The sequence below is a fragment of the Pseudomonas alcaligenes genome (genome assembly GCF_041729615.1).
Lineage (GTDB): Bacteria > Pseudomonadota > Gammaproteobacteria > Pseudomonadales > Pseudomonadaceae > Aquipseudomonas > Aquipseudomonas alcaligenes_B.
In genome coordinates this window covers 3,452,067-3,475,639 of sequence record NZ_CP154874.1, presented here as the reverse complement: position 1 = coordinate 3,475,639, position 23,573 = coordinate 3,452,067, and the positions used below count along the sequence as shown (strand labels likewise).

At 65.4% G+C, this 23,573-nt stretch carries 28 protein-coding genes and 1 pseudogene; 14 read left to right on the top strand and 15 right to left on the bottom strand.

All coding sequences use genetic code 11. From position 1 onward, the window contains the following. Positions 1–27: 27 nt before the first annotated feature. From ybgC to aspS, 6 genes are all read right to left on the bottom strand, one after another. Positions 28–471, bottom strand: a complete 444-nt coding sequence (gene ybgC / locus AAG092_RS16780; RefSeq protein WP_373387563.1) for a tol-pal system-associated acyl-CoA thioesterase — start codon at positions 469–471, stop codon at positions 28–30. 53 nt (positions 472–524) lie between these two features. After that, positions 525–1,574: a Holliday junction branch migration DNA helicase RuvB gene (gene ruvB, locus AAG092_RS16775; RefSeq protein ID WP_373387561.1), complete on the bottom strand. Its 1,050-nt coding sequence runs from the start codon at positions 1,572–1,574 to the stop codon at positions 525–527. Positions 1,575–1,577: 3 nt separating this feature from the next. After that, on the bottom strand, positions 1,578–2,183 hold the full coding sequence (gene ruvA, locus AAG092_RS16770) for a Holliday junction branch migration protein RuvA (protein WP_110681665.1): 606 nt from the start codon (positions 2,181–2,183) through the stop codon (positions 1,578–1,580). 17 nt (positions 2,184–2,200) lie between these two features. Continuing rightward, the gene (ruvC, locus tag AAG092_RS16765) at positions 2,201–2,725 is read right to left on the bottom strand and encodes a crossover junction endodeoxyribonuclease RuvC (RefSeq protein WP_110681664.1); all 525 of its coding nucleotides are present in this window, start codon (positions 2,723–2,725) and stop codon (positions 2,201–2,203) included. A 127-nt stretch (positions 2,726–2,852) separates the two neighbouring features. Continuing rightward, positions 2,853–3,602, bottom strand: a complete 750-nt coding sequence (locus AAG092_RS16760) for a YebC/PmpR family DNA-binding transcriptional regulator (RefSeq protein WP_110681663.1) — start codon at positions 3,600–3,602, stop codon at positions 2,853–2,855. 77 nt (positions 3,603–3,679) lie between these two features. Beyond that, complete coding sequence (gene aspS, locus AAG092_RS16755; protein WP_110681662.1) at positions 3,680–5,455, bottom strand: aspartate--tRNA ligase; 1,776 nt, start codon at positions 5,453–5,455, stop codon at positions 3,680–3,682. Positions 5,456–5,713: 258 nt separating this feature from the next. Between aspS and AAG092_RS16750 the strand changes: the two genes are divergently transcribed. From AAG092_RS16750 to AAG092_RS16730, 5 genes and pseudogenes are all read left to right on the top strand, one after another. Then, the gene (locus AAG092_RS16750; RefSeq protein ID WP_373387559.1) at positions 5,714–6,829 is read left to right on the top strand and encodes an HD domain-containing phosphohydrolase; all 1,116 of its coding nucleotides are present in this window, start codon (positions 5,714–5,716) and stop codon (positions 6,827–6,829) included. Between the two features lie 132 nt (positions 6,830–6,961). After that, on the top strand, positions 6,962–7,432 hold the full coding sequence (locus AAG092_RS16745) for a Dps family protein (protein WP_021700672.1): 471 nt from the start codon (positions 6,962–6,964) through the stop codon (positions 7,430–7,432). Between the two features lie 106 nt (positions 7,433–7,538). Further along, a complete protein-coding gene (locus AAG092_RS16740) occupies positions 7,539–8,606 on the top strand; it encodes a GGDEF domain-containing protein (RefSeq protein ID WP_373387558.1) in 1,068 nt (355 codons plus the stop codon). Positions 8,607–8,746: 140 nt separating this feature from the next. After that, positions 8,747–9,070 (top strand): annotated as a pseudogene (locus AAG092_RS16735) (cold shock domain-containing protein membrane protein); the annotation flags it as partial. Between the two features lie 15 nt (positions 9,071–9,085). Continuing rightward, positions 9,086–9,355 carry a cold-shock protein gene (locus tag AAG092_RS16730; RefSeq protein ID WP_373389610.1) on the top strand — a complete coding sequence of 90 codons (270 nt, stop codon included), beginning with the start codon at positions 9,086–9,088 and terminating at the stop codon, positions 9,353–9,355. A 47-nt stretch (positions 9,356–9,402) separates the two neighbouring features. On the opposite strand, the gene AAG092_RS16725 is transcribed toward AAG092_RS16730, so the two are convergent. Both AAG092_RS16725 and AAG092_RS16720 read right to left on the bottom strand, forming a co-directional pair. Continuing rightward, a complete protein-coding gene (locus AAG092_RS16725) occupies positions 9,403–9,609 on the bottom strand; it encodes a SlyX family protein (RefSeq protein WP_373387556.1) in 207 nt (68 codons plus the stop codon). A 3-nt stretch (positions 9,610–9,612) separates the two neighbouring features. Further along, on the bottom strand, positions 9,613–10,038 hold the full coding sequence (locus AAG092_RS16720; protein ID WP_373387555.1) for an HIT domain-containing protein: 426 nt from the start codon (positions 10,036–10,038) through the stop codon (positions 9,613–9,615). A 731-nt stretch (positions 10,039–10,769) separates the two neighbouring features. On the opposite strand from AAG092_RS16720, the gene AAG092_RS16715 reads away from it, so the two are divergent. Next, complete coding sequence (locus AAG092_RS16715; protein ID WP_373387554.1) at positions 10,770–12,050, top strand: OprD family porin; 1,281 nt, start codon at positions 10,770–10,772, stop codon at positions 12,048–12,050. 71 nt (positions 12,051–12,121) lie between these two features. Here AAG092_RS16715 and AAG092_RS16710 read toward each other — a convergent pair whose 3' ends face one another. Next, a complete protein-coding gene (locus tag AAG092_RS16710) occupies positions 12,122–12,529 on the bottom strand; it encodes a PaaI family thioesterase (protein ID WP_110681954.1) in 408 nt (135 codons plus the stop codon). Positions 12,530–12,630: 101 nt separating this feature from the next. Here AAG092_RS16710 and AAG092_RS16705 point away from each other — a divergent pair, with 101 nt between their 5' ends. Both AAG092_RS16705 and AAG092_RS16700 read left to right on the top strand, forming a co-directional pair. Continuing rightward, a complete protein-coding gene (locus tag AAG092_RS16705; RefSeq protein ID WP_373387553.1) occupies positions 12,631–14,346 on the top strand; it encodes a proline--tRNA ligase in 1,716 nt (571 codons plus the stop codon). 23 nt (positions 14,347–14,369) lie between these two features. After that, positions 14,370–15,320: a hypothetical protein gene (locus tag AAG092_RS16700; RefSeq protein WP_110681655.1), complete on the top strand. Its 951-nt coding sequence runs from the start codon at positions 14,370–14,372 to the stop codon at positions 15,318–15,320. Here AAG092_RS16700 and AAG092_RS16695 read toward each other — a convergent pair whose 3' ends face one another. Both AAG092_RS16695 and AAG092_RS16690 read right to left on the bottom strand, forming a co-directional pair. Next, a complete protein-coding gene (locus AAG092_RS16695; protein ID WP_373387552.1) occupies positions 15,321–15,593 on the bottom strand; it encodes an acylphosphatase in 273 nt (90 codons plus the stop codon). It abuts the gene before it with no gap. Positions 15,594–15,598: 5 nt separating this feature from the next. Beyond that, positions 15,599–16,066 (bottom strand): TlpA disulfide reductase family protein, encoded by a 468-nt coding sequence (locus tag AAG092_RS16690; protein WP_373387551.1) that lies wholly within the window; start codon positions 16,064–16,066, stop codon positions 15,599–15,601. A gap of 30 nt (positions 16,067–16,096) precedes the next feature. On the opposite strand from AAG092_RS16690, the gene AAG092_RS16685 reads away from it, so the two are divergent. Beyond that, on the top strand, positions 16,097–17,506 hold the full coding sequence (locus AAG092_RS16685) for a PilZ domain-containing protein (RefSeq protein ID WP_373387550.1): 1,410 nt from the start codon (positions 16,097–16,099) through the stop codon (positions 17,504–17,506). A 124-nt stretch (positions 17,507–17,630) separates the two neighbouring features. After that, positions 17,631–18,023 carry a hypothetical protein gene (locus AAG092_RS16680; protein WP_110681652.1) on the top strand — a complete coding sequence of 131 codons (393 nt, stop codon included), beginning with the start codon at positions 17,631–17,633 and terminating at the stop codon, positions 18,021–18,023. A 52-nt stretch (positions 18,024–18,075) separates the two neighbouring features. On the opposite strand, the gene AAG092_RS16675 is transcribed toward AAG092_RS16680, so the two are convergent. Further along, positions 18,076–18,267, bottom strand: coding sequence for a hypothetical protein (locus AAG092_RS16675; protein ID WP_021700689.1), 192 nt, complete (start codon positions 18,265–18,267; stop codon positions 18,076–18,078). Between the two features lie 180 nt (positions 18,268–18,447). Further along, positions 18,448–19,665: a YihY family inner membrane protein gene (locus AAG092_RS16670; protein WP_373387549.1), complete on the bottom strand. Its 1,218-nt coding sequence runs from the start codon at positions 19,663–19,665 to the stop codon at positions 18,448–18,450. A 71-nt stretch (positions 19,666–19,736) separates the two neighbouring features. Here AAG092_RS16670 and arsC point away from each other — a divergent pair, with 71 nt between their 5' ends. Genes arsC through AAG092_RS16650 form a run of 4 tightly spaced genes read left to right on the top strand, consistent with a single transcriptional unit; the run spans position 19,737 to position 21,769 of the window. Continuing rightward, positions 19,737–20,090: an arsenate reductase (glutaredoxin) gene (gene arsC, locus AAG092_RS16665; RefSeq protein WP_373387547.1), complete on the top strand. Its 354-nt coding sequence runs from the start codon at positions 19,737–19,739 to the stop codon at positions 20,088–20,090. After that, positions 20,087–20,692: an NAD(P)H:quinone oxidoreductase gene (gene wrbA, locus AAG092_RS16660; protein WP_373387546.1), complete on the top strand. Its 606-nt coding sequence runs from the start codon at positions 20,087–20,089 to the stop codon at positions 20,690–20,692. The genes arsC and wrbA overlap by 4 nt, the downstream gene beginning before the upstream one ends. Continuing rightward, complete coding sequence (locus tag AAG092_RS16655; protein WP_373387545.1) at positions 20,685–21,095, top strand: DUF2069 domain-containing protein; 411 nt, start codon at positions 20,685–20,687, stop codon at positions 21,093–21,095. The genes wrbA and AAG092_RS16655 overlap by 8 nt, the downstream gene beginning before the upstream one ends. After that, complete coding sequence (locus AAG092_RS16650) at positions 21,095–21,769, top strand: alpha/beta fold hydrolase (protein ID WP_373387544.1); 675 nt, start codon at positions 21,095–21,097, stop codon at positions 21,767–21,769. The genes AAG092_RS16655 and AAG092_RS16650 overlap by 1 nt, the downstream gene beginning before the upstream one ends. On the opposite strand, the gene hda is transcribed toward AAG092_RS16650, so the two are convergent. After that, entirely contained in the window at positions 21,770–22,474 is a 705-nt protein-coding gene (gene hda / locus AAG092_RS16645) for a DnaA regulatory inactivator Hda (RefSeq protein WP_373387542.1), read from the bottom strand. It abuts the gene before it with no gap. After that, complete coding sequence (locus AAG092_RS16640) at positions 22,471–23,565, bottom strand: AI-2E family transporter (protein WP_373387541.1); 1,095 nt, start codon at positions 23,563–23,565, stop codon at positions 22,471–22,473. Before AAG092_RS16640 ends, hda begins: the two co-directional genes overlap by 4 nt. Positions 23,566–23,573: the final 8 nt, after the last annotated feature.

Genomic DNA, 23,573 nt, shown 5'->3' with positions numbered 1-23,573 from the left:
TCAACGGCGTTGGCTGTTGCTTCCACGCTACTCTCCTGCTGTGACTTGACCCATGCCGGCGAAGGCTGCGCGCAGCGCCTCGGGGATGGCACGGGGTTTCAAATTGTCGGTGCGCACACAGGCCACCACGAACTGCCCCTCGCAGAGCAGCGCCTCATCCGTTACCCGCCGCACCTGTTGACGAAAACGCAGGCTGGCACGGTTTAACTCGATCACCTCGGCGGTGATAAAAAGTTCGTCGTCCAGCCGGGCCGGTGCGTGATAGCGCGCCTCGGCGGAATGCACGACGAACAGCAGATTCTCCCCGGCCAGCTGCGACTGGGCGAAACCCAGACTGCGCAGGCACTCGGTACGAGCCCGCTCCATGAACTTGAGGTAGTTGACGTAGTAGACGATGCCGCCGGCGTCGGTGTCCTCGTAATACACCCGACACCTGAGGGCGAAAGGCTGGGCCTCGTTTTGCGCGCGCATACTCTAGTGTTTACTCCTGGCCTTGCCAATCCGGGCAAGCCTTTGTTTTTCGACTATTCGTTGCCGTCGAACAGGTCCGCGACCGGCGCTTCACCCAGGCGCTTCGGCAGATTCAGGCCGAAGTGCAGGTAGGCATGCCGGGTCACCACCCTGCCGCGCGGCGTACGCATGATGTAGCCCTGCTGGATCAGGTAGGGTTCGAGCACGTCCTCGATGGTGCCGCGCTCCTCGCCGATGGCCGCCGCCAGGTTGTCGATGCCCACCGGGCCGCCGTCGAACTTGTCGATCATGGCCAGCAGTAGACGGCGGTCCTGGTGGTCGAAGCCACGTTCGTCGACGTCCAGCATGTTCAGCGCCTGGTCGGCGATGCTCCGGCTGATCTGCCCGCCGGCGCGCACTTCGGCGAAGTCGCGCACGCGGCGCAGCAGGCGGTTGGCGATACGCGGCGTGCCACGGGCGCGACGGGCGATCTCGAAGGCGCCTTCGGGGTCGATATGCAGACCGAGAATGCCGGCCGAGCGACTGACGATGGTGGCCAGATCCTCGCTGGAATAGAACTCCAGGCGCTGGACGATGCCGAAACGATCACGCAGCGGATTGGTCAGCATGCCGGCGCGGGTGGTGGCGCCGACCAGGGTGAAGGGCGGCAGGTCAAGTTTGATCGAGCGGGCAGCCGGGCCCTCGCCGATCATGATGTCGAGCTGGAAGTCCTCCATGGCCGGATACAGCACTTCCTCGACCACCGGCGACAGGCGATGGATCTCGTCGACGAACAGCACATCGCCGGCCTCCAGATTGGTCAGCAGCGCCGCCAGGTCACCCGGGCGCTCCAGCACCGGGCCCGAGGTGCTCTTGATCGACACGCCCATTTCCTGGGCGATGATGTTGGCCAGGGTGGTCTTGCCCAGGCCGGGAGGGCCGAAGATCAGGGTGTGATCCAAGGCTTCCTGGCGGTTCTTGGCGGCCTGGATGAACAGCTCCATCTGCTCGCGCACCACCGGCTGGCCGATGTATTCGGCCAGCGCCAGGGGGCGGATGGCACGGTCCAGCTGCTCGTCGCGGTCGCGGCTGCTGGCGGTAATGAGACGGTCGGCTTCGATCACTGCTTAGACCATGCCCTTGAGGGCTCGACGGATCATTTCTTCGCTGGACAGACCCTCTTCCTTGATCGCTGCCACGGCCTTGCTGGCTTCCTGCGGCTTGAAGCCGAGGGCGATCAATGCGCTCAAGGCATCGTTCTCCGCGCTTGAGACTGCCACGCCAGCACGAGGTTCCACCACCAGCGTGGCGATGGACGGCATGGTCTCCCAGGCCTTGAAGCGATCCTTGAGCTCCACCAGCAGGCGCTCGGCGGTCTTCTTGCCGACGCCGGGGATCTTCACCAGGGTCGAGGTATCCTGGGCCTGCACGCAGCGCACCAGCTCATCCACCTCCAGCCCGGACATCAGCGCCAGGGCCAGCTTGGGGCCGACGCCATTGAGCCGGATCAGCTCGCGAAACAGCTCGCGTTCACGCTTCTCGAAGAAACCATAGAGCAGGTGGGCATCCTCGCGCACCACCAGGTGGGTGTGCAGGGTCACCGCCTGCCCCACCGCCGGCAGGCGGTAGAGGGTGGTCATCGGCACTTCCAGCTCGTAGCCGACGCCATTCACGTCGAGGATCAAATGCGGCGGCTGCTTTTCCGCCAGGGTGCCCTTGAGGCGTCCGATCACGAATTCGCTTCCTTCTGTTACAGGCGCAGGCGGCCGCTGCGCCGTTTGGCGCCAAGCAGGCCGTGGGGAATCAGGCTCTGCCGGTGATGAGCGTGGCAAAGGGCGATGGCCAGGGCGTCGGATGCGTCGATCTGCGGCTTCTGGGTGAGCCTGAGCAGGTGCATGACCATCATCATCACCTGCTGCTTGTCCGCCCCGCCGGTACCGGCGATGGCCTGCTTGACCTGGCTGGCGGTGTACTCGCTGACATCCAGCCCAGCCTCGATGCCGGCGACTATCGCCGCGCCGCGGGCCTGGCCGAGCTTGAGCGCGGAATCGGCATTCTTGGCCATGAACACCTGCTCGATGCCCATGGTCACCGGCTCGTGCAGGCGAATCACCTCGCTGACGCCGCGAAACACCTTCTGCAGGCGGCTGGCCAGATCGCCCTCGCCGGTGCGGATGCAGCCGGAGGCCACGTATTCACAGCCGCGTCCGGTGTCGCGCACCACGCCGTAGCCGGTGATGCGCGAGCCGGGGTCGATGCCAAGAATCAGGGTCATGCCGGGTTCAGCTCCGCGCACCAAGGCACTGTCTATTTATCCAGCCGCGAGTATACGGAGCGCCGCCGATATAAAAAAGCCGGAAGCGCGCGTGGCGACTTCCGGCCCTGGCCGACGCAAACCGGGATCAGTCGAGCTGCTCCATGATCTCGTCGGAGATTTCCGCGTTGTGGTAGACGTTCTGCACGTCGTCCAGGTCTTCCAGCATGTCGATCAGCTTGAGCACCTTCTTGGCGGTGTCCAGGTCGGTGATCGGCGCCATGGTCGACGGAATCATCGCCACCTCGGCCTCTTCGCCCTTGAAACCGGCAGCGGTCAGCGCCTCGTTGACCGCCAGGAAGTCGGCGAAGCTGGTCGACACCATCGCCGAGCCGTCCTCGCCCATCTCCACATCGTCGGCGCCGGCCTCCAGGGCCGCCTCCATCAGGGCGTCCTCGTTCACGCCGGGGGCAAAGCTGATCTGCCCCTTGCGCTCGAACATGTAGGCCACGGAACCGTCGGTGCCCAGGTTGCCGCCGCACTTGGTGAAGGCATGGCGCACTTCGGCGGCGGTGCGGTTGCGGTTGTCGGTCATGGCTTCGATGATGATGGCCACGCCACTCGGCGCGTAGCCCTCGTAGCTCAGCTCTACCATGTTGTCGGCTTCGGTGTTGCCGGTGCCGCGAGCGATGGCGCGGTCGATCACATCGCGTGACATATTGGCCGTGAGGGCCTTGTCCACTGCCAGGCGCAGACGCGGGTTATCCGCCGGCACGCCGCCGCCATGCTTGGCGGCCACGGTCAGCTCGCGGATCAGCTTGGTGAAGATCTTGCCGCGCTTGGCGTCCTGACGCCCCTTGCGGTGCTTGATGTTGGCCCATTTGGAATGACCGGCCATAACTCACTCCGTCTGTTTCAGATCAGTTTTGCTCTAGCAGAATGCAAGGAGCCTGGCATGCCAGGCTCCTGTTCGACTCACTCGGCCTTGGCCTGTTCGCGCAGGCGGATATGCAGCTCGCGCAGCGCCTTGTTGTCCACCACACCCGGCGCCTGGGTCATGACACAGGCCGCGCTCTGGGTTTTCGGGAAGGCGATCACTTCGCGGATCGAGCTGGCGCCGGTCATCAGCATCACCAGGCGATCCAGGCCGAAGGCCAGGCCACCATGGGGCGGCGCACCGTACTTGAGGGCGTCCAGCAGGAAGCCGAATTTCTCCTGCTGCTCCTCCTCGCTGATGCCCAGCACGCGGAACACGGTCTGCTGCATGGCCTTGTCGTGGATACGGATCGAACCGCCACCCAGCTCGGTACCGTTGAGCACCATGTCGTAGGCGCGCGACAGGGCCGCGGCCGGATTGGCCTCGAGCTCGGCCGGGCTGCACTTGGGCGCGGTGAAGGGGTGGTGCATGGCGGTCAGGCTGCCATCGTCGTTCTCCTCGAACATCGGGAAGTCGACCACCCACAGCGGCGCCCACTCGCAGGTGAGCAGATTGAGGTCGTGACCGACCTTGATGCGCAGGGCACCCAGGGCATCACAGACCACCTTGGCGCGGTCGGCGCCGAAGAACACGATGTCGCCATCGACGGCACCGACGCGGTCGAGGATGACCTTGAGGTTGTCTTCCGGGATGAACTTGACGATCGGCGACTGCAGGCCCTCGACGCCCTTGGCGCGCTCGTTGACCTTGATGTAAGCCAGGCCCTTGGCACCGTAGTTGCCGACGAACTTGGTGTAGTCGTCGATCTGGCTGCGCGGCATGGCAGCGGCGCCCGGCACGCGCAGGGCAGCGACGCGGCCCTTCGGGTCGTTGGCCGGACCGGAGAACACCTTGAACTCGACGTCCTTGAGCTGGTCGGCGACATCCACCAGCTCCAGCGGGATGCGCAGGTCCGGCTTGTCGGAACCGAAGCGGCGCATGGCCTCGGCCAGGGTCATGTGCGGCAGCGGGCCGAACTCGACGCCCAGCACTTCCTTGAACAGGTTGCGGATCATGGTCTCGGTGATGCCCATGATGTCGTTTTCGTCGAGGAAGCTGGTTTCCAGGTCGATCTGGGTGAATTCCGGCTGACGATCGGCACGCAGGTCCTCGTCGCGGAAGCACTTGGCGATCTGGTAGTAGCGGTCGAAGCCGGCCACCATCAACAGTTGCTTGAACAGCTGCGGCGACTGCGGCAGGGCGAAGAAGCTGCCGGCATGGGTACGGCTCGGCACCAGGTAGTCACGCGCGCCTTCCGGGGTGGCGCGGGTCAGGATCGGCGTCTCGACGTCGAGGAAACCGTTGTCGTCCAGGTAGCGACGGATGCTGCTGGTAATGCGCGAACGCAGCTTGAGCTTCTCGGCCATTTCCGGGCGGCGCAGGTCGACGAAGCGATAACGCAGGCGGGTTTCCTCGCCGACGTCGGTGTATTCGTTGAGCGGGAACGGCGGGGTTTCCGCCTCGTTGAGCACGTCCAGCTCGTAGCCCAGCACCTCGATGGCACCGCTGGCCATGTTCGGGTTGACCGCGCCAGCCGGGCGCAGGCGCACCTTGCCGGTGATCTTGACCACGTATTCACTGCGCACGCGGTCGGCCTTGGCGAAGGTCTCGGCGCGATCCGGGTCGAATACCACCTGGGCCAGGCCTTCACGGTCGCGAATGTCGAGGAAGATCACGCCACCATGGTCGCGACGGCGATGGACCCAACCGCAAAGGGTGATTTCCTGGCCGTCCAGGCTCTCGTTCAACTGGCCGCAATAGTGGCTGCGCATCATGATCGTGGTTCGCTTCTCTAATCAGTCTTGAATTCGCGCCCGGGGCAAACCCCGACAGGCAGCAGGCATTTTCTGCAATTCGGAGGGGAAACAGCAGAAACAGGCGACCAATGGCGCCCAGGCGCCGTGATCGGTGCGATTCCGCATCCGCAACAAGGGGCGCGATTATATAGGGTTAATCGCCCAGGCGCAGCCCACCGCCCGCGCGACCATACGGCACCTTCCTATACTGATACTCCCGCCTCGCGGAGACCGCCCATGGCCCTGCCCCGCACCGCCGACATCCCCAGTGAACTGCTGGAGGAGTTCCGCCTCGACACCGCCGAGCAGCTGCCGCGCTGCGAGCAGCTGCTGATCGAGCTGGAACGCTTTCCCGACGACAGCTCGCGCCTGCGCGAACTGTTCCGCCTGGTACACACCATCAAGGGCAGCCTGGGCTATGTCGAGCTGAACCACCTGCTGCCGCTACCACAGGCCATGGAGGACGTGCTCGAGCGTCTGCGCGAGGGCGCCCTGCACTTCGACAGCCTGCTCGGCGACATCCTGCTGCTCAGCCTCGACCAGCTGCGCAGCCTGATCGATGCGGCGCTGGGGCTGGCCGAGCCACCCGATCCGCACAGCATCGCCAGCCAGTGCCAGGCCCTGCGGGCGCTGGCGGCCGCCCCGCCGGCGCAGCAGGACGAGATCCGCCGCACCCTGCTGCAGCACCTGGACCCCAGCACCCGTTTGCAACCGGCCGAGGTCGCCAGCCAGGAACAGATCCGCCAACTGTTAGAACGCCACGCCATCGCCCTGGATGCCGACCTGCAGTTCTTCATCGAACTGATGAGCGCCGGCGAGCATCGCTCGTCCTTCTGGCATGGCCGCGGCCTGCGCCTGCTCGAACTGACGCTGGCCATCAACCACAGCGCCGGAGAACCGGTGGAGCCGGCACAACTGGCCGCCGCGGTATGCCTGCACGACCTCGGCATGGCCTTTCTGCCCCTGGACCTGCTGCACAAGCGGAGCGCACTCAGCCGCGAGGAGCGCCGCCTCATGCAGAGTCACCCGCGCCTGGCCGGTGAACTGCTCAAACACATGCCGGCCTGGGCCAGCGCGCGCGAAATCATCCTGCAGCATCAGGAGCATGCGGACGGCAGCGGCTACCCGAAAGGCCTGCGTGAAGCCGAGATTCACCCCGGCGCCCTGCTGCTGAACATCACCGACACCTTCGACGCCCGCACCCACGAGCGCGCCCACCAGACCCTGAGCAAGCGCCCGCGCCTGCGCGCCATCCTCGAGATCAACAACCTGGCCGGCCAGCAGTTCAGCCGCCACTGGGTCGAGCACTTCAACCGCACCTTGCAGCTCAGACCGGAGCTGGCCCATCTGTGAAAGCGGGCGAGCGCCATAGCCAGCGACCATGAGCCCGATTGACACAAGACAAGCCGAGCGCCGCCCGCCCTGTGATAGGCTGCCGCCATCGAGGGGGGCGTCTGCCCCGGCAACCTGAGAGGAGATAAAGGTATGGAAATCAACATCGGCATCGCCGAACAGGACCGCGCCGCCATTGCCGAAGGACTGTCCCGCCTGCTGGCGGACACCTACACCCTGTACCTGAAGACCCACAACTTTCACTGGAACGTCACCGGTCCGATGTTCAACACCCTGCACCTGATGTTCGAGGCGCAATACACCGAGCTGGCCCTGGCGGTGGACCTGATAGCCGAACGCATCCGCGCCCTGGGCTTCCCGGCACCGGGCACCTATGCCGCCTACGCACGCCTGTCTTCGATCAAGGAAGAGGAAGGCGTACCCTCCGCCGAGGACATGATCAAACTGCTGGTCCAGGGTCAGGAAGCGGTAGTGCGCACCGCCCGCGGCATCTTCCCGCTGCTGGACCGGGTCAGTGACGAACCGACCGCCGACCTGCTGACCCAGCGCATGCAGGTGCATGAGAAGACCGCCTGGATGCTGCGCAGCCTGCTGGCGGCCTGACCACTCGGCGCAGACGAAAGGCCCGGCCAGACCGGGCCTTTTGCGAGGCGATCCGCCCCCAACTACTCTATTCTTTGTCCATTCGCCCCACCCCACAGTGACGTGCATGAGCCAGCCGCCGAAAGCTCCCTCCATCCTCGAGCAATACCCGGAAGAAACCCGCGAGGCCGCGGACTTGCTCAAGCAGGCGGTGCCGCACATGGTGCGCCACGACATCCCGCCGAACCCGGTGCACTACGCCCTCTGGTACACCTACTGCCAGGGCCGGGAGCCCGAGTTGAACCGGCGCCTGGACAAGATCGTCAACGACTTCATCAGCTTCCCCCCGGAAACCGCACTCAAGCTGTTCCGTGAATACGTGATCCATGGCGAGCTGGAGGAGGCGCGCACCGGCCAGCAGCAGGTGATCGAGCTGGTCGACGACATCGAGCACGGCGTGGCGCGCAGCGTCAGCGGCAGCCAGCACTACCAGGCCAGCCTGTCCCAGGGCCTGGCCGCCTTGCAGGAACCGATAGTCGACGACCTGCCCGGCGTACTCAACGAGCTGCAGCTGAGCACCCAGCAGATGCAGGATCAGCAGGAGCAGTTCCTCTATCGCCTGCGTGCCGCCCAGTCGGAGATCCAGAACCTGCGCAGCCAGCTGGAGCGCGCCCAGGCCGCCGCCACCCTGGACAGCCTGACCCACGTCTTCAACCGCCATGCCTTCACCCGCCTGCTGGAACAGGCACTGGCTGGCGACACCAAGGGCCTGGCACTGGTGATGCTGGATATCGACCACTTCAAGCAGTTCAACGACCAGTACGGCCACCCCCTGGGGGACAGAGTACTGCAGCACGTCGGCCAACTGCTGCGCGACCTGCTGCCCGCCCGCGGCGTGGCCGCCCGCTACGGCGGCGAGGAATTCTGTGTGATCCTCCAGGACTGCTTCGACATCGGCACCGCCAGCGACTTCGCTGAACAGCTGCGCCAGAAAATCCAGGCACTGCGGGTCAAGGTGCGCAGCACCGACAAGGTACTGGATACCATCACCGCATCCTTCGGCCTGGCCCTGGCCGAGCCGGGCGACACCTTCGACAGCCTGGTCACCCGGGCCGACGATGCGCTCTACAAGGCCAAGCGCAATGGCCGCAACCAGATCCACCCACCCACCCCGGAAACCGCGCTAAGCGCTTGATTTGAGTGGCCATCCCCTTTGCGGTTAAATACTGCCTGTGCCGCGCCACGGCGGCATAGGCGGACCGTCGCATCCATTCATCGGGTTCACGCCGGCTCCGCTCCTCGATAAGCCATCTCGAACAAGCGAGTTTCTTGACTATGTTGAAGATCGTTCACCTGATCACGGGCTGCGGCGCCCTGCTGCTGTCCCTTGCGCCCAGCCTGCGCAGCGCAACCCTGCCCTACCTGCAACAACCCGACGCGCTCTATCTGGCCCTGTTCGGCCTGACCAACCTGCTCCTGGCTCCGTTGCTGCCGGTACGCCATGTCGGCCTGCGCAACCAGCTGCAGGCCCTGGTATCGGCCCTGCTGGTATTTGCCAGCGTACTGCAGGCACTGATCCTGCTCGCCCCGCTGGCACAGATCGGCAACCAGCCGGCGGTCGCCCTGAGCCTCGCCATACTGCTGACCGCAGTCCTGCTGCATCTGGCCATCAACCTGGGCAAGCGCAGCGCGCGCCCCCAGACCACCCGCCGCGAACTCGACGAGAATCGCGAAACCGGCACGGTGAAGTGGTTCAATACGTCCAAGGGCTTCGGCTTCATTTCCCGCGACCAGGGCGATGACATCTTCGTGCACTTCCGCGCCATCCGCGGCGAGGGCCACCGCATCCTGGTCGAAGGCCAGCGCGTGGAGTTCTCGGTCATGCAGCGCGACAAGGGCCTGCAGGCCGAAGACGTGGTAGTGGCCCTGCCCGGCCAGCGCTGAACGCCTCCCCATGAAAAAGCCCGCAGAACGCGGGCTTTTTCATTTATTCAGTAATGCGGTGGCGGCGCCTCATCCTCGGCGATGCCGAACTGGCCGGCCATTTCCTCCTGACGACGTGCCAGGGCGGCAATCTGCAACTGCAGACGCTCCAGCACACGCTGCTGCCCCACCACCACATCATTGAGCGCCGTGATGGTGTCATCCTGAAAGGCGAGCCGGGTTTCCAGCTCGATGACGCGCTGCTCAAGCTCCATTTCTCAACCCTCGGCAAACTGGAAGTCATTGGTCAGCACCAGCCGCAAGCGCTGCTGCAATGCGGCAATCTCGGCCGCCTCATAGGGACGTGCTGGCAGGCGCCCCCAGACCGGTGCGGGCCACGCAGGGTCGTCTCGGCGCCGGACGATCACATGCATGTGTAGCTGACTGACCACGTTGCCCAGGGTGGCAACGTTCATCTTGTCGGCAACGAAGGCATCCTTGAACGTTTCCGCCAGACGCGTGGTTTCCAGCCATAGCTGCTGCTGATCGGCCTGGTCCAGCTGAAACAGCTCGCTGACCGCCTCGCGCCTCGGCACCAGAATGAACCAGGGATAATTGGCGTCATTCATCAGCAGCAGCCGGCACAAGGGAAAATCTCCGATAGCCAGGGTGTCCTGTTGCAAGCGGGGGTCGAGAGCAAACATCGTATGTCCTTTGAGCGGGTAACCGGCGGGTGAACAGAGTTAGACCTATCCATTCGCGAAAGGCTAACGCCTGCCGCTCACCAGCACCAGACAGCCCCAAAACAATGCACCGCCACTGCAACCCACCGCCTGGCCACGCTACCTCTCCCGCCCACTGCGCCCCAGGAACGAGCAGAGCAGCCCCCAACGCCCACAAATTGAACAGGCGCACAGGAAAAAGCGTTACCAGCGGGTAAATTCCACCAGCGTCAGGTAACGCCTGCGGTTTACTCCCAAGCGGGCAAGGCAGCCGCCATGACTGCATTCAAGCGAACGCAAACCCAGGCCCGGAGCGGCTCGACCACCGCCATCCGGCGATCCGGAAGCCAAGTACGAATATTTTTATGCTGCACCGGCACTTTGTGCATGGAAGTTGCTTTAGCACTGGCACCGTCAGGACCGAGCAACCCTCGAACGGCTCGCGACACTCGCCTAGCCCCTCTAAGCGATTGGATTTGCAGACTTTTCGAAGCAGCCTGGTGCGGGAGCCGCATGCGGCGACAACCTACAGAAAAGCGACACCGCAATTGCAGTTTTGCGACACGCAATTGAATAAAGCGCAGGGAATCAATGATATCTGTCGCCAACTTAAGTCAGCGTGCTATAAGTTAGCGCCGACACAAAAAGAAAGAGCCGCCCATACAACAACACAATGGGTAGCACAACTCTTCTAAACCAAAGGAGCAATCACAATGCAAGTGATGAAGTGGAGCGCACTGGCTCTGGCCGTGACCGCCGGAACCACCCAGCTGGCCTTCGCCAGCGCGCAGTCTGAGTCGAAAGGCTTCGTCGAAGACAGCAGCTTCGACATCTTCAACCGCGCCCTCTACATGAACCGCGATTTCCGCAATGGTGCCAGCAATGGTGCCAGCACCTCCGCCAACCCGGCGGGCTATCGCGAAGAAACCGGCCTGGGCATCCGCCTGCTGTTCGAATCCGGTTTCACTCAGGGCACCGTAGGTGTCGGTGTGGACGCCCACTCCCTCTCCAGCATCAAGCTCGATGGCGGCCGCGGCCGTTACGGCACCGGCCAGTTCGCCCAGACCGACGAAGGTCGCGGTGACGATACCCAGACCGAAGTTGGCGGCGCCATCAAATTCCGCGTTTCCGACACCGTCCTGAAGTACGGCAACCAGTTCGTAGCCAGCCCGGTATTCTCCACCGACGACAGCCGCATCCTGCCGGAAGTCGCTACCGGCACCTACCTGGTCAGCAATGAGATCGAAGGCCTCGAACTGAGCGCCGGCCGCTTCACCGGCCTGAGCAGCCAGGTTCAGACCACTCGTGATGATTTCGAACTGAAATCTGCCAACATCGTTGGCGCCAGCTATGCCTTCACCGACAATTTCAGCGGCGCCATCCACGCTGCCGACGTCGAAGACTACTGGAAGAAGTACTACGGCAACCTGAACTACAACCTGCCGCTGGCAGAAGAGCAGGCCCTGAACTTCGACTTCAACATCTACAAGACCGACTACGACGACGAGTACTCCGCCGACGCATTCGACGACAACACCATCTGGAGCCTGGCAACCGCTTACAGCCTGGGCGCCCACAAGTTCACCCTGGCCTACCAGCGCTCCAGCGGTGACCGTGGCTACGACTACGGTGTAGACGGTGGCGGCACCGTCTGGCTGAACAACTCCGTGCAGTTCTCTGACTTCAACGGCGAAGACGAGAAGTCCTGGCAGGTTCGTTATGACCTGGATATGGCTTCCTACGGCGTACCGGGCCTGAGCTTCATGACCCGCTACCTGACCGGTGACGACATCACCACCAGCTCCGGCGAAGAAGGCAAGGAGCACGAGTGGAACTTCGAAACCAAGTACGTCATTCAGGAAGGCGCCGCGAAGGACCTGTCCTTCCGTCTGCGTCACGCCATCTGGCGTGCCAACGACGCCTACAACGCTGACTACAGCGCTGACCTGAACGACACCCGCCTGATCGTCGAGTACCCGCTGGACGTGCTGTAAGTCCTGCGCTACCGCAATCTGTGCATAAAGAACCCGGCCTAGGCCGGGTTCTTTTTTTGTCCGCTCACCCTTTACAGTGGCAAGGCATAGGTGCCGGTAACATGGGCTACCAGTTCGCCCTCCTCACCCTGCGAGTAAAGCTGCACCTCACACACCGCCTGGCGCCTGGACAAGCGCAGGATGCGCGCCTCGGCGATCAGGTCCAACGGCTTGGGCCTGGCCAGGAAGTTGATGTTCAGGTTGGCGGTCACCGCCATCTCCACCCGCCCCAGACGCCCGAGCACCACCGCGTACATGGCCGCATCGGCCAGTGACATGATGGTCGGCCCCGACAGGGTGCCCCCCGGCCGCACCAGCTTGCCGTGGAAAGGTACCCGCGCCACCGCCAGATCAGCCTCCAGGCGGTCGATCCGCAGATCGATATCCTCGGCCATCGGCACCCCCGCCCGGATCAGGGCCTGCACCTGGCCCGCCGTCAGCTCCGCCATCTTCGACTCCCGCTCCATCCTGTACGCCACATGGCTGGCACCGTACAATGCCGAGTCATTATTTGCCCCCGCAACCGACATAACGGCCAAACATGCGTACCAGTCAGTACCTGCTCTCGACCCTCAAGGAAACCCCCTCCGACGCCGTGGTGATCAGCCACCAGCTGATGCTGCGTGCCGGCCTGATCCGCAAGCTGGCCTCCGGCATGTACACCTGGATGCCGATGGGGCTGCGCGTGCTGCGCAAGGCCGAAGCCATAGTGCGCGAAGAGATGAATGCCGCCGGCGCCCTCGAGGTACTGATGCCGGCCGTGCAGCCGGCCGAGCTGTGGCAGGAGTCCGGCCGCTGGGAGCAGTACGGCCCCGAGCTGCTGCGCATCAAGGATCGTCACGATCGCGATTTCTGCCTGGGCCCGACCCATGAGGAAGTGATCACCGATCTGGCGCGCAACGAACTGAACAGCTACAAGCAGTTGCCGATCAACCTGTACCAGATCCAGACCAAGTTCCGCGACGAGATCCGCCCGCGCTTCGGCCTCATGCGTGGCCGCGAGTTCATCATGAAGGACGCTTACTCCTTCCACCTGGACCAGGCCTCGCTGCAGGAAACCTATGACCGCATGCACCAGGCCTACTGCAATGTGTTCACCCGCCTGGGCCTGAACTTCCGCCCGGTGCAGGCCGACACCGGCTCCATCGGCGGCACCGGCTCCCACGAGTTCCACGTGCTGGCCGAGTCCGGCGAAGACGATATCGCCTTCAGCGACAGCTCCGACTACGCCGCCAACATCGAGAAGGCCGAGGCCATCCCGCGCGAGAAAGAACGCGGCGCGGCCACCGAGGAGCTGCGCCTGGTCGACACCCCCGAGGCCAAGACCATCGACGACCTGGTGGCCCAGTTCGGCCTGGCCATCGAGAAGACCGTCAAGACCCTGGTGGTGCATGCAGCCGAGGAAGGCAAGCTGGTCGCCCTGATCGTGCGCGGCGACCACGAGCTGAACGAGATCAAGGCCGCCAACCACGAGCTGGTCGCCAGCCCCCTGGTGTTCGCCTCCGAAGCCGAGATCCGCGCCGCCATCGGCGCCGGCCCCGGCTCGCTGGGCCCGCTGAACCTGCCGATCCCCTGCGTGATCGACCGCTCGGTGGCCCTGATGAGCGACTTCGGCGCCGGTGCCAACCTCGACGGCAAGCACTACTTCGGCCTCAACTGGGAGCGCGACCTGCCGCTGCCGGCCGTCGCCGACCTGCGCAACGTGGTCGAAGGCGACCCCAGCCCGGACGGCAAGGGCACCCTGGTGATCAAGCGCGGCATCGAAGTCGGCCATATCTTCCAGCTCGGCACCAAGTACAGCGAGGCCATGGGCTGCAAGGTCCTGGGCGAGAGCGGCAAGCCGATCACCCTGACCATGGGCTGCTATGGCATCGGCGTATCGCGCGTGGTGGCCGCGGCCATCGAGCAGAACTGGGACGAGCGCGGCATCCTCTGGACCGACGCCCTGGCGCCCTTCCAGATCGCCCTGGTGCCGATGAAGTACGAGAACGAAGCCGTGCGCGCCGCCACCGACAATCTCTACGCCGAGCTGACCGCCGCCGGCTACGAGGTGCTGCTGGACGATCGCGACAAGAAGACCAGCCCCGGGGTGAAGTTCGCCGACATGGAGCTGATCGGCATCCCGCACCGCATCGTGGTCAGCGAGCGCGGCCTGGCCGAGGGCAACCTCGAATACAAGCACCGCCGCGACAGCGAGAGCCAGCAGATGCCGGCCGCCGAGATCCTGTCGTTCCTCGCCAACCGCATCGCCCGCTGAGTCCGACCGACCAAGAAGCCCGCATGTTCCAGCGAAACACCCTCCGTATCGGCGCCGCCCTGTGCGGCGCCCTCTTCCTCGGCGGCTGCGCCAACCAGCTGCCACAGCGCAGCGAGCACGAGGAACGCTTCGAGCGTCGCCTGCTCGATCACAGCCTGCAGATCGACGTGGGCGAGCCGCGCGTACTGGAACTGCCGCAGCGCCGCGTGCGCGTGCATGAACAGAAGACCTTCGAGGTCACCGAGTTCGAGGTCACTCGCCGCTACGACCGCTACACCCCCTACCAGCCCTGGCGCGAACTCTACGAGGTGCCACTAGGCGCGGTGGCGGTGGTCGCCGGCATCGGTGCCAACGCGCTCAACGTGGTGATGCTCGGCCGCCTGCCGGACAGCGTGACCAAGGACTGGATCAGCTACGGCTTCGCCGGCATGAACCCGGCGATGAACGTCGAATCCAACGGCCGCGCCGAGCAGAACCTGGCCGCCATCGAGGAGCTGCAGCGCGACAAGCGCATGGATTACTCCAGCCTGCCCTGGGCCGAGCGCCCGGTACAGGTCAAGGCCGGCAAGGACAGCTTCGAGCTGACCACCGACAGGTCCGGCGTGCTGCGCCTGAACCTGCTCGACGGACCTTTCGCCGAGCACGACGCCAGCCATATCGGCACCCTGCTGCTGAGCGTGGAAGATCCGCAGGACGGTACGCGCACCGAAGCCACCCTGCTGGTCAGCCGCGACCTGCGCGGCAAGCTGCGCGAGGCCCATGCCCTGATCTACGACGACCTCGAGGATGACGAGGTCGGCCAGTGGGTACACCGGGTCAAGCGCCTGTCCGACCTGGGCCTGGAGGAAGAGGCCAGCGAGCTGGAACAGAGCCTGATCGAACTGACCCGCAACGATCCGGAGCTGCAGGCCGAGTTCCTCGAGGCCCTGCTCAAGGACGCCGGACGCCTGGCAGCCGATCCCGGCGAGGATTGATCAGCGACGCACGACGAAGCCGGTGACGCCCTGCACCGGCTGTTCCTCCAGCTCCACCCGATCGACCTGCGCGCGCTCGGGACCTTGCTCCAGCCAGGCGGCCAGCTCCTGCACCGCGCTCTGCGCGCCCTCAATCAGTACCTCGACCCGCCCATCATTCAGGTTGCGTACCCAGCCATCCAGGTCGAGGCGTTCGGCCTGCTCCGCGGTGCACTGGCGAAAACTCACGCCCTGCACCCTGCCAGTGACGAAACCGTGCATACAGATGCGCATAGCCATTACTCCCGAGCCTGCCAATGAGCCAGCCGTGCCTGCAGGCCGGCAGCGGTCTGTTCGCCGACCAGGCGCTCGCGCAGCTTACCGTCGGCATCGATGATGTAGGTGACCGGCAACACGTCGTTGCGCGGCAGCTGCAGACGCGCGGCGGGATCCTGCGCCAGCACGGTGAAGCGAATAGCGAAGGCCTCGGCAGCCTTGCTCAGCGCCTCGCCCTGCAGGGCATCGAAGTTGACCCCGAGCACCCGCGCCCCCTGGCCCTCCAGCGCCACAGCAAGCCGATTCAGCTCGGGGATCTCGGTGCGGCACGGCTTGCACCACTCGGCCCAGTAATTGATCACCAACCACTGGCCTTCGAGCTGCTCAGCCGCTACCTTTCGTCCATGCTGATCGACGCCCCAGTCCTCGGCGCAACCGGCCAGAAGAAGCCCGGCAATGACACCAATCACCATCTGGAGTGGCCTTCCCATGCAATCGTTCCTCGTGCATACGGGGTTGATATGACGCTGGACGCCCTGCGCCTCGAAGTGCCGGATATCCTCGAGGAGGACGCCACTCCGCTCGCCGACCTCAACGAACGACTCGCCGATGCCCGCCGGCAGGTCTACGAGGACGGCCTGCAACAGGTCCTGGCCCTGTTGCTGCGCCTCAACCGCAGCGCCATGACCTTACTGGAAAGACAGCGCGCCCTGCAAAGCCTCAGCGAGGAATACCGCCACTACTGCGCCCCGCTGGGCCAGGGTGCGGCCCCCTCGCCCCTGTTCGTGCATCTCTGCGACGAGCTGGCCGCCGGCTTCAAGCGCCTGCTGCTGCAGATCCTGCAGGGACGCCAGCCCTCGCGCCCGCACCTGGCTTGGTGCCTGTACATGGCCGAGCACTTCCTCGCCCAGAGCCTGCTGCGTCACTACCAGCTGTACCAGGAACCACCGGCCTCGTTGTGGAGCGACAGCCACCTGCTGTACTGGCTGGGTGAGCACCAGCATTGCCTGGACGAGCCGGTCGCCGCACCTTTCCAGCCGGCCCCCGCCGGCTCGCTGCGCGGCCTCTACCAGCAGATGCTGCTCCTGGCTCTGAGCAATCCATTCCACCTGGCCGAAGGCGAGTGCGTGACCCTGTTCGCCGCCCTGACCCCGCTGTCCGGCCTGGCGCGTCTGCTGCCCTGGGATGACGACGAGGACAGCGAGGCACCGCTGATCGACCTCAGCCAGGCCCTGCCCTGCCTGCCCTATGACGGCCAGGTCAAGGGCTCGGCCGACTACCTGCGACGCCTGGAGCTCGGCGCCCTGCTGGTCGCCCTGCACGAGCCCGCGCCGCTGCAGAGCGCACAGGAAAGGGAACTGCTGGAGCGGGTGCGCCCGCACTGGCAGGGGCGTCAGCAGAGGCGTCACCCGCGGGCCGACTTCAGCGCCGACTGCAGCCTGGTGATCGGCCTGCCGGCCATCCATGCCCAGCTGCTGGAAAAGCGCCCGCCCAGTTGCGCGGCGCAGATGCTCGATGCCAGCCCCGGAGGCGCTCGCCTGCTCTGCCATGCCGACCTCGGCCCGCAGCTGCCGGTGGGCCAGCTGATCCTGGTCTTGCCGCACAGCGGCACCCCGACCCTGGCCCTGGTGCGCTGGCGCCATCTCAACCAGCAAGGCCTGCACCTGGGCCTGCGCTACCTCAAGGGGTTACCACGGGCCGTGTGGTTGCGCCGCGCGCCCAGCGCGCAGACCCACCCGGGCGTCCTGCAGAGCACGCCCGAACCCGGTGCCGGCTGGCACCACGGCCTGTGGCTGCCCTGCGGCCAGTTCGGCGAAGGCGAAAACCTCTGGCTGCAACTGGCCAACGTCAACAACCAGGCCATGCTGCCCCTGCCGGCCGCCAACCTGAGCACGCCCACGGTGGTGCGCCACCCACTGCGCCTGGCCTGACCCAAGGGGCAGGTTCTGCGACGGAAGTCTCAGCCGGCGGGGCCACAGCGCACAGTTTCAGCACCATGCCCCTGCCTATAATCGGCGCATACCTATACCAACGAGTTCTGCCGGAGTTACCCCCATGACCCAAGCCAATGACAGGCTGATCGGCCCCGTTCCCGCCAGCATCGTCAACAGCGCACGTTCCAGCGTGGCCCCCTACGAGGGGCGGGTCGGGGAATACAACGTGGCGGTCTGGCTGCATCTGCCGGGGCTGGCCAATCTGCCGGTATCGTTGATGGTGCGTTACCGCGATGGCAGCCAGGTGCGCGAAGTGGCGGTGGATCATGGCAAGGTCAACGCTCACCACAAGGTGATGCTCTCCGGCATCGCCCGCCTGCCGATGAAGAGCAAGATCGAGGACATGCAGGTCCGCCTGCGCTCGGCCGTACCGGCACAGACCCTGATAGTCGAGGAATTGTTCGTGCAGGCCGTGGAACTGCAGGAAAGCGCGAATCGCCAGGCGCTGGCCTGAACCCGCCGCAGGTTGCCCACCCCCGCTTCGGCGGGGGTTTTGCTTTGGGGCCTCAGAAAACCCCGAAACGCACCACGGAGCTGGGCTTGGGCGGCTCGCTCTCCTCGGCCGCCTGGCGCGCCAGGGCCGCCAGCGACTCGGGCCAACGGGCGAAACGCAGGCCGGTGATGCGGTTCAGGCGCTCCAGTGCATCCTCGGAATCCCGCGGCTGCAGGGGCACCACTTTGTTCTTGCTACTGCTCATCCACACGACATCCCTGAGTCATTCAGGCTGCTGGCCGTCTGCCAGCACATGGCTGGGTAGTTGCCAGAAGCGTGCCAGCCATCCCTGGCCGGTATTGCGGCGCTTCAGCGCCCTTGCAGCCCCGTGGAGCCGGCTGCACCTCGCCCTAAACTGACTTTTTTCGTCACCCTTGGCAAGCCCTCACTCCCTGGCCCGCAGCCACTGCGCCAGGCTGCCGCCGAACAGCGCCGCCTGTTCCTCGTGCAGCATCTCCAGGGCGTTGTGCAAGGCCGGGTACCAGACCTCGTCGAGCCGCTCGGGCAGTTGCGCCGGCCGCGGCAACGGCCAGGGACTCTGACCGAGCAGGCGATGCAGGCTGTAGTGTTCCAGATCGCGGCAAAGCACCCAGCCGCCTCCACTGGCACGGCAGACCAGCTGCTCGCGCTCGAGAAAGTCGACAATCTCCTCCCACTCATCCTCCGGCAACAGCCAGCCCTCGCGCTGCACATCGGCGTGCCGCACCGCCAGGCCACGCTGCTGGCTGTCGTGGAACACCCGCAGTACGCCGAGCAGCACCAGCAGACGCGGCAGCGCGCGGCGGCGCCAGGTGCGCGACGAGGACAGGTTGCACACCAGCTCGGCACCGAACAACACGATCAGCCAGGACAGGTAGACCCAAAGCAGGAACAACGGCACCGTGGCGAAGGCCCCGTAGATCAGCTGGTAGCCGGGGAACAGGCTGACGAACAGGCCGAACAGCGCCTTGGCCACCTCGACCAGCAGGGCGACGAAGGCACCGCCCAGCAGCGCGTGGCGCAGCGGCACCCGGGCGTTGGGCACCGCCGAGTAGATCAGGGTGAAGGCCGCCGTACTGAACAGCAACGGAGCGAAGGCCAGCAGGGTCTTGGCGCCGATCAGCGCATCCGGGCCGGACAGCAGCGACAGCGAGGCGACATAGGTGGTCACGGCGAATCCGGCGCCGAGCAGCAGCGGCCCCAGGCTGAGGATCGCCCAGTACAGCAGGAAGCTGGAAATGCCCCGGCGTGGCTGGCGCACGCGCCAGATGGCATTGAAGGTCTTCTCGATGGTCACCAGCATGAAGAAGGCGGTCACCGCCAGCAGCGCCACGCCGACCCAGGTCAGCTGCCGGGCCTGAGCCGTGAAATCGCGCAGGTACTGTTGCACCGTCTCGCCCGAGGATGGCACGAAGTTGCGAAAGATGAAGTTCTGGATCTGCTCGCCGGTGTCCTGGAAGGCCGGGATGGCCGAGAGCATGGCAAAGGTCACGGTCATCATCGGCACCACGGCGAACAGCGTGGTGTAGGTCAGTGCCGCGGCACTGTTGATGGCGCGATCGGCGAGGAAACGCTGCAGCAGGAAACGCCAGAACTCCACCAGATCATCCAGCCGCTGACGCATGCCCTCTCCTTAGCCCGTTTCGTGCTCGACGCGGCTAGAATAGCGCCCTCATTCGCCGATGGGCACCCGCCATGACCGATCTGACCCTCTACCACAATCCGCGCTGTTCCAAGTCCCGCGGCGCGCTGGAGCTGCTCGAAGCCCGCGGCCTGGCGCTGACCGTCGTGCGCTACCTGGATACCCCGCCCAGCGCCGATCAACTGCGCGCCCTGCTGGACAAGCTCGGCATCGCCCCGCGTGCCCTGCTGCGCACCGGCGAGGACGAGTACAAAGCGCTCAACCTGGCCGACACCGGCCTCAGCGACGAGCAGCTGATCGCCGCCATGGTCGCCCATCCCAAGCTGATCGAGCGCCCCATCCTGGTCGCCGGCGAGCGCGCCGTGATCGGTCGGCCACCGGAGAAGATCCTGGAGCTGCTGGCATGAGCACGCCCTATATCCTGGTGCTGTATTACAGCCGCCATGGCGCCACCGCCGAGATGGCCCGGCAGATCGCCCGTGGCGTGGAGATGGCCGGCCTGGAAGCGCGCCTGCGCAGCGTGCCGGCGGTATCCAGCGAGTGCGAGGCAGTTGCCCCGAGCATTCCCGAAGAAGGCGCGCTCTACGCCGAGCTGGATGACCTGCGCCACTGTGCCGGCCTGGCCCTGGGCAGCCCGACCCGCTTCGGCAACATGGCCGCGCCGCTCAAGTACTTCCTCGACGGCACCAGTAGCCTGTGGCTGACCGGCGAACTGGTCGGCAAGCCGGCCGGGGTGTTCACTTCCACCTCCAGCCTGCACGGCGGCCAGGAAAGCACCCTGCTGTCGATGATGCTGCCGCTGCTGCACCACGGCATGCTGATCACCGGCCTGCCCTACAGCGAAGGCGCCCTACTGGAGACTCGCGGCGGCGGCACCCCCTACGGCCCCAGCCACCATGCCGGCGCCGACGGCAAACGCAAGCTCGACGACCACGAAATCGCCCTGTGCCGCGCCCTCGGCCAGCGCCTGGCGAGCACCGCGCAGCAACTGGAGATCCGCCGTGGCTAAAACGCCCAAGCCCCTGCCCAGTCTGGAATGGCTGGCCCCGCGCCTGAAACTGAGTCGCGCCCTGGCCCTGTTCAGCTTCTTCGCCCTCCTGGCACTGCTGCTGGTGTGGAACCTGGCCTTCGCCGACCTGCACGGCGCGCGCATCTGGGTTGTGCTGAGCATTCAGCTGCTGCCGCTGCTGCTGCTCGCCCCCGGCCTGCTGCTGGGCAACGCCCGCGCCCACGCCTGGGCCTGCTTCGTGGTGAACATCTACTTCATCCAGGGCGTACTGGCCGCCATCGACCCGGCCCGCGCCCTGTTCGGCGCGCTGGAGACGGTGATCAGCCTCGGCCTGTTCTGCAGCGCCCTGCTCTACGTGCGCTGGAAGTTCCAGCACGATCGCAAGCTGGCGGGTGAAAGCTGATGCGCCTGGTGTTGCTGCCGGGCCTCAACGGCAGCAGCAAACTATTTGCTCCCTTGCTGGCGCAACTGCAGGAGATACCCCTACAGATCATTGAACTGCCGGGGCAGGGGCCGCAGGACTACACCAGCCTGGCCAATGCCGTGGCAGAGCAACTGCCGATCGATAATCCCTTCGTGCTACTCGGCGAGTCTTTCTCCGGCCCATTGGCCTATCGTTTGGCACTGCAGAGTCCGAAGGGCCTGAAGGGACTAATCTTCGCGGCCAGCTTCCTGCAATCGCCACACCCGCTGGCAGTGCTGGCGAGCCGTCTGCCAACGCCAAAGATGCTGTTGAGCCATTCCCGGCTGCTGCGATTGCTCTGCATCGGCGATGCGCAGCCGGCAGTTCTGCAAATGCTGCAGACGGAAATCCGCGACATGCCCAGCGCATTGATCAAGGCGCGCCTGAGGAGCCTGGCCGAGTTGAGCAGCCCGGAGCAGAAGGTCGTGATTCCCGCCCTGCACCTGTGGCCCACCTACGACCATCTGGTGAACAATGCCGCAGCCGCCAGCCTTGCCAGTGGCTGTAGCAACCTGCGTCGGGAAGGCATCGAAGGCCCTCACTTCTTACTGCAGAGCCGGCCACAGGCATGCGCTATGGCCATCCGCGATTTCATCGAGCAGCTGAAAGACTGACTACCAGCCCAGGGTTTCCTTGAGGAAGGGAATGGTCAGCTTGCGCTGGGCCTGCAGCGAGGCCTGATCGAGGCGTTCGAGCAGCTCGAACAGTGCGCTCATGCTGCGCTCGCCACGGGTGAGGATGAAGCGCCCCACTTCGTCGGTCAGGTGCAGGCCGCGGCGCGAGGCGCGCAGCTGCAGGGCGCGCAGCTTGTCCTCGTCGGACAGCGCGTGCAGCTGGAACACCAGCGCCAGGGTCAGGCGCGACTGCAGGTCGGGCAGCTGCACCGACAGCTCGCGCGGCGACACGCTGGCCGCCAGCAGCAGGCGCCGGCCGGAGTCGCGCAGGCGGTTGAACAGGTGGAACAGCGCCTCTTCCCAGTCCGCGCGGCCGGCCACGGCCTCCAGATCGTCGAGGCAGACCAGCTCGGACTGGTCCAGGCCATCGAGCAGCTCGGGGCCGTAATCCGCCACCTCGCCCAGCGGCAGATAGACCGCGGCCTCGCCACGCTGCTCGAAGCGCAGGCAGGCCGCCTGCAGCAGGTGGCTGCGCCCCACGCCTTCACCGCCCCAGAGATAGATCAGGCTCTCGGTCCAGCCGGCATCGGCCTCGCACAGCCGCTCGACGTAGCCGAGGGCCGCCGCGTTGGCACCGGGGTAGTAGTTGGCGAAAGTGGCGTCGTCGCGCAGGCGCACGCCAAGGGGCAGCTGGATGGGTTTCATGCAGGCGGCGGCGGCTCTTGCGAGTCGCCGGAAGACTCTCCGTAAAGGTCGGAAAGTTTATAGAAATCATGCGCATGGCGCAGCAAAACCATGATCACCGCAGCCACCGGCAGGGCCAGCAGCACACCGGTGAAGCCGAATAGCTGGCCGCCGGCGAGGATGGCGAAGATCACCGCCACCGGGTGCAGGCCGATACGGTCACCGACCAGCATGGGCGTCAGCAACATGCCTTCGAGCAACTGACCGATGCCGAAGACCACGGCAATGCCGATCAGCGGGTACAGCTCAAAGCCGCTGTACTGGAACAGCGCAGCCACCACGGCGGCACCGAAGCCGACGATGAAGCCCATGTAGGGCACGATGCTGGCCAGGCCGGCGAGCACGCCGATCAGCAGGCCCAGCTCCAGCCCCACCACCATCAGGCCAACCGAATAGATGCCGGCCAGCGCCAGCATCACCAGCAACTGGCCGCGCATGAAGGCGCCGAGCACCTCGTGGCACTCGCCGACCAGCTTCACCACCAGGCTTTCGCGCGCCCGCGGCAGCAGGTTGCGCAGCTTGGCCAGCATCAGGTCCCAGTCGCGCAGCAGGTAGAAGGCCACCACCGGAATCAGCAGCAGGTTGCCCAGCCAACCGAGCAGCGCCAGGCCGGAGGCGGTGGCCTGGGCCAGCAGGCCGCTGACGATGTCGGTGGTCTTGCCCAGATGCCCGGACAGCGCCTGCTTGAGCTGGTCGAAGCGCCAGAAGCCCTCCGCCAGCCCCAGCTGCGCCTGTAGCCAGGGCAGGGCCTGGTGCTGTGCCCAGTCCAGGCCCTGCGGCAGCAGCTCGTAGAGGCGCACCAGCTGGCGACCGAGCATGGGGATCAGCACCAGCAGCATGACCAGCAGCAGCAGGCTGAACAGAGCGAAGACGATGACCACGCCCCAGGTCCGCGAAAGCCCGCGTCGCTCCAGGCGATCCACCATCGGATCGCCCATGTAGGCCAGCAGCATGGCCACCAGGAAAGGCGAGAGGATGGGGGTCAGCAGGTAGATCAGCCAACCACACAGGAACAGGCCGGCCAGCCACAACCAGCGGCGCGAATCGGTCATCTCAGGCA

Coding starts and splice junctions, on each gene's coding strand:
- AAG092_RS16640 (WP_373387541.1), bottom strand. CDS start 23,565: ATGACCGATTCGCGCCGCTGGTTGTGGCTGGCCGGCCTGTTCCTGTGT.
- AAG092_RS16670 (WP_373387549.1), bottom strand. CDS start 19,665: ATGCGTCAGCGGCTGGATGATCTGGTGGAGTTCTGGCGTTTCCTGCTG.
- AAG092_RS16700 (WP_110681655.1), top strand. CDS start 14,370: ATGTTCCAGCGAAACACCCTCCGTATCGGCGCCGCCCTGTGCGGCGCC.
- AAG092_RS16745 (WP_021700672.1), top strand. CDS start 6,962: ATGGAAATCAACATCGGCATCGCCGAACAGGACCGCGCCGCCATTGCC.
- AAG092_RS16650 (WP_373387544.1), top strand. CDS start 21,095: ATGCGCCTGGTGTTGCTGCCGGGCCTCAACGGCAGCAGCAAACTATTT.
- AAG092_RS16685 (WP_373387550.1), top strand. CDS start 16,097: ATGACGCTGGACGCCCTGCGCCTCGAAGTGCCGGATATCCTCGAGGAG.
- ruvC (WP_110681664.1), bottom strand. CDS start 2,725: ATGACCCTGATTCTTGGCATCGACCCCGGCTCGCGCATCACCGGCTAC.
- AAG092_RS16705 (WP_373387553.1), top strand. CDS start 12,631: ATGCGTACCAGTCAGTACCTGCTCTCGACCCTCAAGGAAACCCCCTCC.
- AAG092_RS16725 (WP_373387556.1), bottom strand. CDS start 9,609: ATGGAGCTTGAGCAGCGCGTCATCGAGCTGGAAACCCGGCTCGCCTTT.
- AAG092_RS16690 (WP_373387551.1), bottom strand. CDS start 16,066: ATGGGAAGGCCACTCCAGATGGTGATTGGTGTCATTGCCGGGCTTCTT.
- AAG092_RS16715 (WP_373387554.1), top strand. CDS start 10,770: ATGCAAGTGATGAAGTGGAGCGCACTGGCTCTGGCCGTGACCGCCGGA.
- AAG092_RS16720 (WP_373387555.1), bottom strand. CDS start 10,038: ATGTTTGCTCTCGACCCCCGCTTGCAACAGGACACCCTGGCTATCGGA.
- AAG092_RS16695 (WP_373387552.1), bottom strand. CDS start 15,593: ATGCGCATCTGTATGCACGGTTTCGTCACTGGCAGGGTGCAGGGCGTG.
- aspS (WP_110681662.1), bottom strand. CDS start 5,455: ATGATGCGCAGCCACTATTGCGGCCAGTTGAACGAGAGCCTGGACGGC.
- AAG092_RS16680 (WP_110681652.1), top strand. CDS start 17,631: ATGACCCAAGCCAATGACAGGCTGATCGGCCCCGTTCCCGCCAGCATC.
- AAG092_RS16750 (WP_373387559.1), top strand. CDS start 5,714: ATGGCCCTGCCCCGCACCGCCGACATCCCCAGTGAACTGCTGGAGGAG.
- arsC (WP_373387547.1), top strand. CDS start 19,737: ATGACCGATCTGACCCTCTACCACAATCCGCGCTGTTCCAAGTCCCGC.
- wrbA (WP_373387546.1), top strand. CDS start 20,087: ATGAGCACGCCCTATATCCTGGTGCTGTATTACAGCCGCCATGGCGCC.
- AAG092_RS16675 (WP_021700689.1), bottom strand. CDS start 18,267: ATGAGCAGTAGCAAGAACAAAGTGGTGCCCCTGCAGCCGCGGGATTCC.
- AAG092_RS16760 (WP_110681663.1), bottom strand. CDS start 3,602: ATGGCCGGTCATTCCAAATGGGCCAACATCAAGCACCGCAAGGGGCGT.
- hda (WP_373387542.1), bottom strand. CDS start 22,474: ATGAAACCCATCCAGCTGCCCCTTGGCGTGCGCCTGCGCGACGACGCC.
- ybgC (WP_373387563.1), bottom strand. CDS start 471: ATGCGCGCGCAAAACGAGGCCCAGCCTTTCGCCCTCAGGTGTCGGGTG.
- AAG092_RS16740 (WP_373387558.1), top strand. CDS start 7,539: ATGAGCCAGCCGCCGAAAGCTCCCTCCATCCTCGAGCAATACCCGGAA.